Origin of the sequence: Amycolatopsis panacis (assembly GCF_003600245.1) — a bacterium.
GTDB classification, from domain to species: domain Bacteria; phylum Actinomycetota; class Actinomycetes; order Mycobacteriales; family Pseudonocardiaceae; genus Amycolatopsis; species Amycolatopsis sulphurea.
Window position 1 is genome coordinate 101,022 of record NZ_QZFV01000065.1, and the last position, 13,501, is coordinate 114,522.

Below are 13,501 nucleotides of genomic sequence, written 5' to 3' on the forward strand. Positions count from 1 at the left end.
TGGTGTGGGCGTGGGTGACTGACCCGTTTCGGGCAGGCCGCGGGCTCAACGGTGTGGGGCATGGGTGACTGACCGGTTTCCGGCGGGGTGCGAACTCGATCTCACGGGGCGTAGGTGACGGACCCGAGGAGCGAGAGGCGCTCTCCGGGCGGGAGGAACGCGAGCCTGCTCGGCTCCAAGACCCTGTGGACCTGCTGGTCGGCGACGCGCTCGGCTCAGTGCAGCCAGCGCATCACCGTGCACAGGTCGTCCGGAGCGAGTTCGCCCAACGCGGACAGTTCGGCTCGGCGGACGTCCATCAGCGTCGTGGCGAGTGGTGGGCCGAAGGCGGCGGGGAGGACGTCGTCCGCTTCGAAGGCGGCGACGGCTTCTGCCAGCGATTGAGGCAAGCGGGTGACGCCTGCGTCGGCGGCCGCGTCGGGGCCGAGCAATCCGGGGTCGACGTCGACCGGGGCGGGCAGCGTCGCACCGGTCGTCACTCCGGAGAGGCCGGCGAACAGCAGTGCGGCCACCACGAGGTACGGGTTGGCGGTGAGGTCGAAGCACTTCACCTCCAGGTTCGCCGCTGTTTCGCGCTGTCCGTCCGCGCCGCGGATCAGCCGGAGGGGCGCTTCCCGGTTTTCCCAGCCCCAGGCAGTGAACACGCCTGCCCAATGGTGCGGCTCCAGCCGCAGATAGCTGAGCACGGAGGGGGCGCCTATGGCGAGCAGCGCGGGTAACCGGGCGAAAATCCCGGCGGCGAACGACGCCGCGGTATCGGTCAGCCCGAACGGGCCGGTCCCGCCCGCGTACAGGTTCCGTTCGCCGTCCCACAGGCTCAGGTGCACGTGCCCGCCGTTGCCGACGCCGCCGGGGATGAACTTCGGCGTGAACGATGCGCGGAACCCGTGCGCCGCGCTCACCGTGCGCACCGTTTCCCGGGCCAGCACTGCCAGATCCGCCGCGTGCACCGGATCCGTTGCCGCAACGGACAGTTCGAACTGTCCGGCGGCGTACTCCGGGTGGATCTGTTCCACCGCGACATGCTGTCTGTCCAAAGTAGACACGAGTGTGCGGAGGTAGCCGGAGTGTGCGCTCAGCCGCGTGTAGCCGTACGCCGGTCCGACGATCGGTACCCCGTCGGGGTCGGTGATCACCCATTCGAGTTCGAAGGCCATCCGGGCGGAAAGTCCTTGCGCGGCGAGCCGATCGGCCGCCGTCGCGGCGAGTGCCCGCGCGTCCTGCGGATGTGGGACGCCGTCCTGGTCGTACTTCCACACCGGCGCCCACGCCCAGCCCGGCTGCGCGACGAGCACGGTCAGCGCGTCGAGATCGGGATGCAGCCGCAGATCGCCGACCGGACCGAGCGAGTACGTCCCGGTGGCGATCTCGTCGGTGCAGAGGAAGAAGTCGAACGCATTCGACGCCCCGACACCCCAGGCGGCTACCTCCGCGAGCCGCCCCGCCGGCACCGCCTTGACCCGCGAAATCCCGGAATTGTCCACGAACGTCAGCGCGACCAGCTCCACCCCGGCCCGTGCCAGCCGCCCCGCCTCGGCGGCCCCGCGTTCGGCGAGTCCGGTCCGGTCGAGTGGCCCGGGGCCGGTTGCGGTGGCGTGTCTCGTCCGGTCGGGTGGTCCGGCGTTGGTGGTCGTGTGTTCGGCGTGACCGGTTCGGTCTTGTTGTCCGGTGTCGGTGGCGGCGTGATCAGTCCGGTCGGGCGGCCCTGCCGTTGTGGGCGCGTGCTTCGTTCGGTTGGGCGAGTCGCTTTCAGCGGTGTTGCGGTCGGCTTGGTCGGGGTGTTCTGCGGTCCTGGTCGCGTGGTTGAGCGGTTTTGCCTGGCGGAGTTGCTCTGCCGTGGCGGTCGTGTGCTCGGTGCGACCGGTCCGGTTGAGCTGCCCTGCCGGGCCGGTCGCGTGTTCGGCGCGCTTGGCTCGGTCGGGTGGATCGCCCGCAGTGGCGTCGTGCCGGGTGAGTTCGGGTTGCCGGGCCGTGGCGGTCGCGTGTTCGGCGTGTCTTGTCAGGTCGCCGTACCTGGCCTCCGGTTCGCCGAGGCGGACCCGCTGGTCCCCAGCTGCCCCGCGTTCCGCGACTGGGTCCCATTCGATCTGACCGGCCTCGCATGCGCCGAATCCGGGAAGTCGCTCCCCGTCGGCTTCGCATTCCGTGCTGCCGTCCAGATCGAGCAGATCACCCACACCGCCACCCCCATCCGTGGCGTTGTCCGGTTGCCAAGGCTGGGATGCAGGCTGATTCATCACGCCCCCCTGGGCTTCGCCGGGTGCTTCCTCGTTTCCGGTGCCAAGTAACGCATCGTGTCAGATTTCCGGGAAAGGCGCCGGGCGGCTCGTAGGGTGGGGGACCAGGCTCCGGAGGGGACGTGATGACCGCACTGCTGGACTTCGTGGCGGAGGCGCCGCTGGTCGATCACCACTGCCACGGTGTCGTCACCCACGATCCCGGCCGGGACGAGTTCGAGCGGATGCTTACCGAGGCCGACATGGTCTCGCCGCTGGGAGTGTCCTTGTTCAACTCGCTGATCGGGCTCGCCGTGCGGGCGAGGTGTGCGCCGGTGCTCGACCTGCCGAAGCACGCGCCGGCGCAGGACTACCTCGTGCGGCGGGCCGAGCTGGGCGCGGGCGAGGTCAACCGGCGGTTCCTGCGTGCCACCGGGACCACCGACTTCCTGCTCGACGGGGGTTTCCTGCCGGGCTCCCTGACCACCACGGCCGAGTTCGCGCAGCTGGCGCAGGCCCGCGCCCACGACATCGTCCGGCTGGAGCAGGTGGCCGAGGACGTCGTCCGCGCGGGAACCAGTGCGGCCGGGTTTGCCGCGGATTTCGACGCTGAGCTGACCCGGCGCGCGGCTGGTGCGGTGGGTGTCAAGTCGATCGCGGCGTACAGGGTCGGGCTTGAGCTGTCCGGGACGCGTCCGGCGCCCGCCGAGGTCGCGGCGGCCGCGGGGCGGTGGCTTGCCGGGATCGAGGCGGGGGCGCCGGTCCGGCTGGCCGACGAGGTACTCCACCGTCACCTGATCTGGGCAGGCGTCGAGCGCGGGCTGCCGGTGCAGTTCCACGTCGGCTACGGCGATTCCGACGTCGACCTGCACCGCTGCGACCCGCTCCTGCTCACGGGGCTGCTGCGCGCGACCCGGGGCAGCGGGGTGCCGATCCTGTTGCTGCACAACTATCCCTTCCATCGCAACGCCGCGTATCTCGCCCAGGTCTTCGAGCACGTGTTCGCCGATGTCGGCCTCTGCACGCACAACGCCGGGTTCCGCGCGCCCGCGCTGCTGGCCGAGCTGCTGGAGCTGATCCCGTTCGGCAAACTGCTGTTCTCCACCGACGCGTTCGGCCTCGCCGAGCTGTACCACCTCGGCAGCACGCTGTTCCGTCAAGGCCTGTCCGATTTCCTGCATACCGCGCTCGCCGCCGGCGAACTGTCCGAAGTGGACGCTCAGCGGCTGGTGCGGCTGGCCGGGCACGAGAACGCGGCCCGGATCTACCGGCTGGAGTCCCGATGACCGAGTTCGTCACCCACTGGCGCACCGCGCTGGCCGCGGAACTGCCCGCCGCGATCGAGCTGCGGCACCGGCTGCACGCCGACCCCCGCGGCTCCGGCGACGAGGAGGACACCGCCCGCGTGGTGGCCGTCGCGATCGGTGCCGGTGAGGGCGAGCGCGCCGCCGAGACCGGACGGCTGCTCGACCTGCCGAGCGCGCACCCCGGCCCCGCGGTGGCGCTGCGCGCCGAGCTGGACGCGCTCCCGGTGACCGAGCGCACCGGCGTGGCCTGGGCGTCGAAATCCGGGCTGATGCACGCCTGCGGTCACGATGTGCACCTCGCCGCGCTGACCGCGGTGTGCCGTTCGGCGCGGCGGGTCGAGCTGCCGAAGCCGCTGGTCGCGATCCTCCAGCCGAGGGAGGAGACGGCCCCCTCCGGCGCGCAGGACCTGGTCGAGTCCGGGCTGCTGGAGGAGCACGACGTGGACACGGTGATCGCCGCGCACGTACAGCCCCGCCTCGCCTACGGCGTGGTCTCGGCCGCGCCGGGCCCGGTCAACGCGTCCACCGACGAGTTCGAGATCGTCGTGCACGGGCAGGGCGGGCACGCCGGCTATCCGCATCTGCTGCGTGACCCGGTCCTCGCGCTGAGCCAGCTCGTCGTGAGCCTGCAGCAGGTGGCCAGCCGCCGGATCGACCCGGTGCACGGCGCGGTCTGCACGGTCGGGCGGATCCAGGCGGGCACCGCGGCGAACGTGGTGCCCAATACCGCGTCGGCGCTCGGCTCGCTGCGGCTGATGCGCGGCAGCGACCGGGAACACGCCCTGGCGATGCTGACCGAGATAGTGCACGCCACCGCTCGTGCCTACGGCTGCACGGCGGAGCTGCGGATCAGCCCGTGCGAACCGGTGCTGGTCAACGATCCCGCGCTCGCTATCGCCGCGCAGGCCTGGCTGCTGCGCGGCGGCGCCGATCTGGACGTGGATTTTCGTTCGTTCGGCGCGGACGACTTCGCGCACTACTGCGGCGACGGGATCCGCGGGCTGATGTTGTTCGCCGGACTGGGGGACACCGCGGGCGCGCCGAGCCTGCACGACGAGCGGTTCCTGCCCGGCGACGACGCGGTCGGGCTGGTCGCGGACGCACTGCTGGCCGGTTACCTCGCCGCGGTCTCCGGTCCCGAGTATCCCGGGGCGTCCGCGACCGGTTCGTGACCCATCGTTCTCGTGCCCTTCGACAGCACCTGACCACGGCGGACGGCCGACGCGCTACGGTGACCGCGTGTACTCCGCAGCCTTACTGGCCACGATCCCGAGCCCCGACCGCGGGGTCTGGCATCTGGGTCCGATCCCGATCCGCGCGTACGCGCTCTGCATCATCGCCGGCATCGTGCTGGCGATCTGGTGGGGGGAGCGCCGCTGGGCGGCCCGCGGCGGGACCAAGGGCACGGTGCTCGACGTCGCCGTGTTCGCGGTGCCGTTCGGGCTGGTCGGCGGCCGGATCTACCATGTGATCACCGATCCGGAGCTGTACTTCACCGCGGGCAAGAACCCGTGGAACGCCTTCGCCATCTGGGACGGTGGGCTGGGCATCTGGGGCGCGGTCGCACTCGGTGCGGTCGGTGCCTTGATCGCCTGCCGCCGCAAGGGTGTCCCGCTGCCCGCGATGGCCGACGCGCTCGCGCCGGGCATCGTCGCCGCGCAGGCGATCGGCCGGATCGGCAACTACTTCAACCAGGAACTCTACGGCGCGCACACGGATCTGCCGTGGGGCCTGGAGATCTACCAGCGGTTCAACCCCCAGACCGGCGCGCCGGACGGGCTCACCGGCGTGGCCACCGGGCACATCCCGCTGCCGGACAGCCCGGTGCAGCCGACCTTCCTCTACGAGCTGATCTGGAACCTGCTCATCGCCGGCCTGGTGGTCCTGGCCGACCGCCGGTTCAAGCTCGGCCACGGCCGCGTGTTCGCGCTCTACGTCGCGGGCTACACCGTGGGCCGCTGCTGGATCGAGCTGCTGCGCACCGACACCGCCAACCACATTCTCGGCCTGCGGGTCAACGTGTGGACCTCGATCCTGGTCTTCGCCGGGGCGATGGTGTACTTCGTCCTGGCCGCGCGGCGCGGTCCGCGCGAGTCTCCGGAATCCTTGCGCAGCAAGGGCGACGAGCGGGACGAGAGCCCGCCGCCGGGCGCCGGGTCCACTTCGGACACCGGGCCGGACGCGAAGGCCGACGACGACGGGGATGATCCGCCCGCCCGGGACGAGGTGCCCGCCTCGGCGCGTCCGGAAAAGGAAAAACCCGACGAATCCTGAACCCTGGTCACGAAAAAGGTGGTCCCCGCCAAGCCGGCGGGGACCACCTTTTTCCTGTGCCGTCCTCGCCTCAGCGGAGGAAGCCGTTGCCGAAGTAATCGTCGTCGGAGTCCGGCGGATCGTCGCGGCGAGTACGGCGGGTCGACGGCGGCGTCCCCCGATCGGTGTCCGGGGCCGGATCAGCAGCGTCACCGCCGGAGTCCTGACGGTCGGCGAGCGGGCTGGAGAACGGCTCGTCCGGGTCCTCCGGGGCACGGTGCCGCGGAGCCTCGGGCGGCGGGGGAGCGGCCGGGGCCTCCGGCGGGGAATCCGTGCTCGACGACGAGTGGTCCGGCTGCGAGCTGCTGTGCAGCGGATCGTCGTTCGAGTAGCCCTGCGGCTGCTCCGGCTCGGCGGCGTAGCCGGCCCGGCCGCGGTCGTCGAGCAGCGCGCCGCCGGTCGCGCTGCCGGTGTGGGCTTCGAGCAGTTGCTCGGGCGACGCGCCGTCCTCCAGTTCGTCGAGGATCTCCTTCGCCTCGCCGAGCCGCGCCGACGCGAGTTCCCGGACCTCCGGGTCGGCGAACGCCTTCCCCGCGGCGACCTCCTGCCAGGAGAACTCGCCCGCGTCCACCTTCTGCTTGATCCGGCGCAGCTCGGGCGGGGCGTCCGGGCGGGACGCCGCGTTCTTCAGCGCCTCGATCCGCTCCGGGGTGTCCGGCTTCTTCAGCGGCGGCAGCTTGATCTTTTCCAGGTTCTTCAACAGCTCCCGGGATCTGCTGACGGTGCGGTCGAGCGCGGACTCGGCCTCCCGGATCTCGGGTGTCTTCCACGCGTCTTCCGGGGGCATGGGCCGGGACATTCGGTTTGTTCCTCCTCGTCTTCGATCCGGCTAGTCGTCGATCCGGCCGCTGATCCGGCCACTGCCGGACCGCGCCGGGGTGCGGCTCGAGTCGTCCGAGCTGTTTGCCGCGCGCGAGGACGAGTTGTCCCGGGAAGCCGGGGACGAGTCGTTGCCCCCATCGTGACTGCTCTCATCGCGACTGCCCTCGCGGGCAGCGCGCCGGTTCTCGTTCTCCTCGTGCCGCTTGTCGGACTCCTCGGTGCCTTCCTTCGCGGTGTCCTTGATGTCCCCGGCGCCCTCGACGATGTCGCCCGCGTCGTCCTTGATGCTCTTCACATCGCCGCCGATGTTCTTGGCGATGTCGACCGCGTCACCGATGCTGTGGATGTCCTTGATCTTGGCCAGCTGCGAGCCGATGTCCTTGATCGAGTTCCACAGATCGCCGACCTTCTCGATGATGTCGGAGATCATGTCGATGATCGAGATCAGCGCATTGATCAGGGGCAGTAGTTCGGACAGCGCGGTGATCGCGTCGGCGATCCAGCCGGCGATCGGGATACAGGCCTCGGCGGCCATCACCAGCAGCCGGTCGATCAGGCTCTTGAGCAGATCCAGCGCTTTCGCGGCGAGCTTCTTCGAGGTGTCCGCGAGCAGGTCGAAACCCTTCGCGATCAGCTCCGCGATGCCCGCCTCGGCGGTCAGCCCGGCCCGCCAGCCGAGGTCCACATAGGCCTTGTGCGCGGTCGCGGCGAGCCCGGTCCAGCTCTCGCCGAGGACGCCCTCGTTGGCCACCATCACCGCGGAGAACGCCTTCATCGACTCGGCGATGTTGCGCCAGGCCTCCGCGTCCGCGGACATCTTCGAGAAATCGCCGGTGAGCGGTTCGATGAACTGCTGGGTGAGCGTGGTGCCGGTGAACTTCTGGTACACCCACTCCACGGCCATCACCTCGACGCCCGCGTCCTTGATCAGGTCCTGGACGTCGTCGCCGGACGTGTCTTCCGGCGGCTGCAGTGATTCGGTGATCGAGCCGCCGTCGTCGTAGCCGCCCGGGCCGGCACTGGTGCCGCCCGAACCGCCTTCGCCGCCCTGACCACCGTCGCCCCCGGATCCGCCGTCGCCTCCGTCTCCGCCGTTGCCCCCGTCGCCTCCGCGGCCGCCCTCGCCGTCGCGGCCGTCTTCACCATCGCGTCCATCGCGTCCATCGCGTCCATCGCGTCCATCGCGTCCATCACGCCCGTCCCGGCCGTCGCGTCCATCGCGGCCATGGCCGCCGGCACCCCCGGTACCGCTGGGAGTGCCGGTACTGCTGGGAGTGGTGGTGTCATCGCCGTCATCCGGGCGCCGCCGCGTGCCGGTGTCATGGCCCGAGCCCGAGCCCGAGCCCGAGCCCGAGCCCGAGCCCGAGCCCGAGCCCGGACCCGAGCCCGAATCCGAACCGGGCCGGGAGTTCGGGGCGTCGTGGGGCGGCCGATCGCCGCCGGTGTGCGTATCCCCGCGTGGCGTGCCCCCGTCGTCCGAGCCGCCCCGGTGCCTTCCCCCGGTGTGCGAACCCCCGCCGTGGGATCCGCCGTGTCCGTGCCTGGCCATCTGCTTGCCCCTCTCAGGCCTGGATGCCGCTGTCGAGCTCGTCCGCCTTCATGCCGAACTGGGCGAGGATCGTCGCGGTGTTGTCGTCGTGGCGCTGGTAGTGGTCGGCGGCCGAGCGCATGCCGCCGGCGAGCGCGGTGAGCCGCTCGTCGCCGAACTTCAGCGTCTCGCCGTAGAGGTTGCCGACCAGGTCGACCACCGGCTGCAGGACGACGAACAGGCCGGTGAACCCGGACTTGTCGCAGGCGGTGCCCTGCATGTACTCCCTGATCTTGGCGACCGCGTCGTGCAGGCCGTCCACCGCCTGGGCGTAGTCCCGCATCGATTGCGGGTTCACCTCGAAAGACACTGGAAATCCCTCCCCGGGAACTCGTGATTGCCGAACACTATGGCAGTGGACGGACCCGGGCGATCTGTGGTTCCGGGAATTTCCCCGGCTTGAGCGGAGCAACCGGACCAACCGGGAGCAAGCAGGACAAATCAGGCGGAGAGGACGTCCGGCGCGGTGCCGGGGCCGGCGGGACGTATCATCCGGGTACCGGGTCGGCTGGTCCCTATCCGGGACTACGTCGTTCCGCGCAGCCGGATCGTTACCCTCCGGGCCGGTCACAAGGTGCTCCGGCGGGCTGCTCCGGTGTTTCCCAGGTGTTAAAGTCGCGCTAACAAGCGGGCCATCGTCGTCCCGTGCGCCCCACGGCCGGCTCGCCGGCCATCGCACGAAACGACGAAGGAGGTCCCTTCATGATCTTCTCCGCCATTCCCGGCAAACAGGGTCTGTACGACCCGTCGACCGAACAGGACTCCTGCGGCGTCGCCATGGTGGCCGACGTCCGGGGCCGCCGCTCGCACGGCATAGTCGCCGACGGGCTGACCGCGCTGACCAATCTGGACCACCGCGGTGCCGCCGGCGCCGAGCCGACCAGCGGCGACGGCGCGGGCATCCTGCTTCAGCTGCCCGACGAGCTGCTGCGCGACGAGGCCGGCTTCGAGTTGCCCGCCGGCGGCGGGTACGCGGCCGGGATCGCCTTCCTGCCCGCCGAAGCCGAGCAGCGCCGCAAGGCGGCCGGGCTGATCGAGCGGATCGCGCGCGAGGAAGGCCTGGCCGTCCTCGGCTGGCGCGAGGTTCCGGTGGACCCGGACGGCGCGGACATCGGTCCCACCGCGCGTGCGGTGATGCCGCACTTCGCGATGCTGTTCGTCGCCTCCCCGCACGGGGAGACCGGCCTGGCGCTGGATCGGCTGGCATTCTGCCTGCGCAAGCGGGTGGAGCACGAGAGCCTGACGGCCGGCTGCGGCACCTACTTCCCGTCGCTGTCCGCGCGCACCCTGGTCTACAAGGGCATGGTGACCCCGGGGCAGCTGCCGCGGTTCTTCACCGACCTCACCGACCACCGGCTGGCCAGCGCGATCGCGCTGGTGCACTCCCGGTTCTCCACCAACACTTTCCCCTCGTGGCCGCTCGCGCACCCGTTCCGGTTCGTGGCGCACAACGGCGAGATCAACACCATCCGCGGCAACCGCAACCGGATGCGCGCCCGCGAGGCGCTGCTGGAATCGGATCTGCTCCCGGGTGATCTGACCCGGCTGTTCCCGATCTGCACGCCGGACGCCTCGGATTCGGCCTCCTTCGACGAGGTACTGGAGCTGCTGCACCTGGCGGGCCGGTCGCTTCCGCACGCGGTGCTGATGATGATCCCGGAGGCATGGGAGAACCACACCTCCATGGACGCGCGGCGGCGCGCGTTCTACCAGTTCCACGCGAGCCTGATGGAGCCGTGGGACGGCCCGGCCTGCGTCACCTTCACCGACGGCACGCTCCTCGGCGCGGTACTCGACCGCAACGGCCTGCGCCCGGCGCGCTGGTGGCGCACCGCCGACGACCGCGTGGTGCTGGCCAGCGAGGCCGGCGTGCTCGACGTGCCGCCGGCCGAGGTGGTGGCCAAGGGCCGGCTCCAGCCGGGCCGGATGTTCCTGGTGGACACCGCGGCCGGGCGGATCGTGGACGACGAGGAGATCAAGTCCGGGCTCGCGGACGACCAGCGCTACGGGGACTGGCTGCATGCCGGGCTGCTCAAGCTGGCCGATCTGCCCGACCGCGATCACGTGGTGCAGAGCCATGATTCGGTGCTGCGCCGCCAGCTCGCCTTCGGCTACACCGAGGAGGAGCTGAAGATCCTGCTCGCGCCGATGGCGGCCAAGGGCGCGGAGCCGATCGGCTCGATGGGCTCGGACACCCCGGTCGCGGTGCTGTCCCGGCGATCCCGGCTGCTGTATGAGTACTTCAAGCAGAACTTCGCGCAGGTGACCAATCCGCCGCTGGACGCGATCCGCGAGGAGATGGTCACCTCGCTGAGCCGGATCATGGGCCCGGAGCGCAATCTGCTCGCCCCCGGCCCGGCCTCCTGCCGGCACCTGAACCTGCCCTATCCGGTGATCGACAACGACGAGCTGGCCAAGCTCATCCACGTCAACGACGACGGCGATCTCCCCGGCTTCGCCTGCAGTGTCCTTTCCGGACTGTACGAAGTGGACGGTGGCGGGGAAGCGCTGCGCGGCGCGCTGGAGCGGGTGCGCCGCGAGGCGTCCGAGGCGATCGCGGCGGGCGCGCGCACGCTGGTGCTCTCCGATCGCGACTCCGACCACCGGATGGCGCCGATCCCGTCCCTGCTGCTGGTTTCCGCGGTGCACCACCACCTGGTGCGCACCAAGGAGCGGCTGCGGGTGGCGCTGGTGGTGGAGACCGGGGACGCCCGCGAGGTGCACCACGTCGCGCTGCTACTGGGCTACGGGGCCGCGGCGGTGAACCCGTACCTGGCGTTCGAGACCATCGAGGACCTGATCGCGCGCGGCGGGGGCGTCGGGCTGGAGCCGGCCAAGGCGATCCGCAACTACGTGCAGGCGCTGGTCAAGGGTGTCCTGAAGATCATGTCCAAAATGGGCATCTCCACGGTTGGCGCCTATACCGCGGCGCAGGCGTTCGAATCCCTTGGGCTGAGCCAGGAACTGCTCGACGAGTACTTCACCGGCACCGCCTCTAAGCTGGGCGGGGCCGGGCTGGAGGTGCTGGCCGAGGAGGTCGCGGTGCGGCACCGGCGGGCCTACCCGGACAACCCGACCGACCGGGTCCACCGTGGACTCGAAACCGGCGGCGAGTACGCCTACCGCCGCGAGGGCGAGCTGCACCTGTTCACCCCGGAGACGGTGTTCCTGCTGCAGCACGCGTCGAAGACCGGCCGGGACGAGGTGTACCGGTCCTATCGCGACGAAGTGCACCGGCTCTACCGCGAGGGCGGGACGCTGCGCGGGCTGTTCGGGTTCCGCGACCGCGAGCCGGTGCCGATCGACGAGGTCGAGCCCGCCGAGGCGATCATGCGGCGGTTCAACACCGGCGCGATGTCCTACGGTTCCATCTCCGCGGAGGCACACGAGACGCTGGCGATCGCGATGAACCGGATCGGCGGCCGGTCCAACACCGGGGAAGGCGGCGAGGATCCCGAGCGGCTCTACGACGAGCAGCGGCGCAGCGCGATCAAGCAGGTCGCGAGTGGCCGGTTCGGGGTCACGAGCGAGTACCTGGTCAACGCGGACGACATCCAGATCAAGATGGCGCAGGGCGCGAAACCCGGCGAGGGCGGGCAGCTGCCGCCGAACAAGGTGTACCCGTGGATCGCGCGCACCCGGCATTCCACGCCGGGCGTCGGGCTGATCTCGCCGCCGCCGCACCATGACATCTATTCCATCGAGGATCTCGCCCAGCTGATCCACGATCTCAAGAACGCCAACGAGCGTGCCCGCGTGCACGTGAAGCTGGTGTCCTCGCTCGGCGTGGGCACGGTCGCGGCCGGGGTGTCCAAGGCGCACGCGGACGTGGTGCTCATCTCCGGCTACGACGGCGGCACCGGTGCGTCGCCGATGAACTCGCTCAAGCACGCGGGCACGCCCTGGGAGATCGGCCTCGCCGAGACCCAGCAGACGTTGCTGCTCAACGGTTTGCGCGACCGGATCACGGTGCAGGTGGACGGTGCCCTCAAGACCGGCCGCGACGTGGTGATCGCCGCGCTGCTCGGTGCCGAGGAGTACGGCTTCGCGACGGCCCCCCTCGTCGTCGCGGGCTGCGTGATGATGCGGGTGTGCCATCTGGACACCTGCCCGGTCGGCGTCGCGACGCAGAACCCCGAGCTGCGCAGCCGCTACACCGGACAGGCCGATCATGTCGTGCGGTACTTCGAGTTCATCGCCCAGGAAGTCCGGGAAACCTTGGCACAGCTGGGTTTCCGCACGCTCGACGAGGCCATCGGGCATGCGGAGGTGCTCGACACCGACGAGGCGGTCACGCACTGGAAGGCCGCGGGGCTGGACCTCGCGCCGATCTTCGACATGCCCGCCGAGACCCCGTACGGCGGGACGAAGCGGCGGGTGCGCGCGCAGGACCACGGGCTGGAGCACGCGCTGGACCGCACGCTGATCCAGCTCGCCGAAGCCGCGCTGGAGGACGCGCACCCGGTCCGGCTGGAGCTGCCGGTGCGCAACGTCAACCGCACCGTCGGCACGTTGCTCGGCTCGGAGATCACCCGCCGTTACGGTGGGGCGGGCCTGCCGGACGACACGATCCACGTGCGGCTCACCGGGTCCGCCGGGCAGTCGCTCGGGGCCTTCCTGCCGAGCGGGATCACCCTCGATCTGGCCGGCGACGCCAACGACTACGTGGGCAAGGGCCTGTCCGGCGGCCGGATCGTGGTCCGCCCCGATCCGGCGGCGGGCTTCGTCGCGGAACGCCAGACGATCGCGGGCAACACGCTCGCCTACGGCGCGACCAGTGGCGAGATGTTCCTGCGGGGTCAAGTGGGGGAGCGGTTCTGCGTCCGCAACTCCGGCGCGACCGTGGTCGCCGAGGGCGTCGGCGACCACGCTTTCGAGTACATGACCGGCGGCCGTGCCGTGGTGCTCGGGCCGACCGGGCGCAACGTGGCCGCGGGCATGTCCGGCGGCGCCGCGTACGTGCTGGATCTCGACCAGGACAAGGTGAACGGCGAGATGGTGGACCTGCTGCCGCCGGACGTCGAGGATCTGGCCTGGCTCAAGGAGATCGTCCGCAAGCACCACGACCACACCCGCTCGGCCGTCGCCGCCTCCCTGCTCGGCGACTGGACGCGGCGCGCGGCGGCGTTCACCAAGGTGATGCCACGCGACTACCGGCGGGTCCTCGACGCGGCGAAGGCGGCACGGGCCGCCGGCCGCGATGTCGACGAAGCGATCATGGAGGCCGCTCGTGGCTGACAAGCACGGCTCGCATG

General features: G+C 70.8%; 8 protein-coding genes. 4 read left to right on the top strand and 4 right to left on the bottom strand.

Going from position 1 to position 13,501, the window contains the following annotated elements; genetic code table 11:
- Positions 1-215 precede the first annotated feature (215 nt).
- Positions 216-1,523 carry a type I glutamate--ammonia ligase gene (locus D5S19_RS07505; RefSeq protein ID WP_407641730.1) on the bottom strand — a complete coding sequence of 436 codons (1,308 nt, stop codon included), beginning with the start codon at positions 1,521-1,523 and terminating at the stop codon, positions 216-218.
- 839 nt (positions 1,524-2,362) lie between these two features.
- On the opposite strand from D5S19_RS07505, the gene D5S19_RS07510 reads away from it, so the two are divergent.
- The 3 genes from D5S19_RS07510 (at position 2,363) to lgt (ending at position 5,797) form a co-directional block, all read left to right on the top strand.
- Positions 2,363-3,502: an amidohydrolase family protein gene (locus D5S19_RS07510; RefSeq protein ID WP_120022590.1), complete on the top strand. Its 1,140-nt coding sequence runs from the start codon at positions 2,363-2,365 to the stop codon at positions 3,500-3,502.
- Positions 3,499-4,695, top strand: coding sequence for a M20 metallopeptidase family protein (locus tag D5S19_RS07515; RefSeq protein WP_120022591.1), 1,197 nt, complete (start codon positions 3,499-3,501; stop codon positions 4,693-4,695). Before D5S19_RS07510 ends, D5S19_RS07515 begins: the two co-directional genes overlap by 4 nt.
- 67 nt (positions 4,696-4,762) lie before the next feature.
- A complete protein-coding gene (lgt, locus tag D5S19_RS07520) occupies positions 4,763-5,797 on the top strand; it encodes a prolipoprotein diacylglyceryl transferase (RefSeq protein ID WP_120022592.1) in 1,035 nt (344 codons plus the stop codon).
- Positions 5,798-5,867: 70 nt separating this feature from the next.
- On the opposite strand, the gene D5S19_RS07525 is transcribed toward lgt, so the two are convergent.
- The 3 genes from D5S19_RS07525 to D5S19_RS07535 are packed head-to-tail and all read right to left on the bottom strand — an operon-like array spanning position 5,868 to position 8,556.
- Positions 5,868-6,635, bottom strand: coding sequence for a hypothetical protein (locus D5S19_RS07525; RefSeq protein ID WP_120022593.1), 768 nt, complete (start codon positions 6,633-6,635; stop codon positions 5,868-5,870).
- Between the two features lie 30 nt (positions 6,636-6,665).
- Positions 6,666-8,207 (bottom strand): hypothetical protein, encoded by a 1,542-nt coding sequence (locus D5S19_RS07530; protein ID WP_120022594.1) that lies wholly within the window; start codon positions 8,205-8,207, stop codon positions 6,666-6,668.
- Between the two features lie 13 nt (positions 8,208-8,220).
- A complete protein-coding gene (locus D5S19_RS07535; protein WP_233573761.1) occupies positions 8,221-8,556 on the bottom strand; it encodes a hypothetical protein in 336 nt (111 codons plus the stop codon).
- A gap of 392 nt (positions 8,557-8,948) precedes the next feature.
- On the opposite strand from D5S19_RS07535, the gene gltB reads away from it, so the two are divergent.
- The gene (gltB, locus tag D5S19_RS07540; protein ID WP_120022595.1) at positions 8,949-13,484 is read left to right on the top strand and encodes a glutamate synthase large subunit; all 4,536 of its coding nucleotides are present in this window, start codon (positions 8,949-8,951) and stop codon (positions 13,482-13,484) included.
- The last annotated feature ends 17 nt before the right edge of the window (positions 13,485-13,501 follow it).

Bases quoted from the DNA above. Each gene is read 5' to 3' on its own strand.
- gltB (WP_120022595.1), top strand. From the start codon at position 8,949: ATGATCTTCTCCGCCATTCCCGGCAAACAGGGTCTGTACGACCCGTCG.
- D5S19_RS07510 (WP_120022590.1), top strand. From the start codon at position 2,363: ATGACCGCACTGCTGGACTTCGTGGCGGAGGCGCCGCTGGTCGATCAC.
- D5S19_RS07525 (WP_120022593.1), bottom strand. From the start codon at position 6,635: ATGTCCCGGCCCATGCCCCCGGAAGACGCGTGGAAGACACCCGAGATC.
- D5S19_RS07530 (WP_120022594.1), bottom strand. From the start codon at position 8,207: ATGGCCAGGCACGGACACGGCGGATCCCACGGCGGGGGTTCGCACACC.
- D5S19_RS07515 (WP_120022591.1), top strand. From the start codon at position 3,499: ATGACCGAGTTCGTCACCCACTGGCGCACCGCGCTGGCCGCGGAACTG.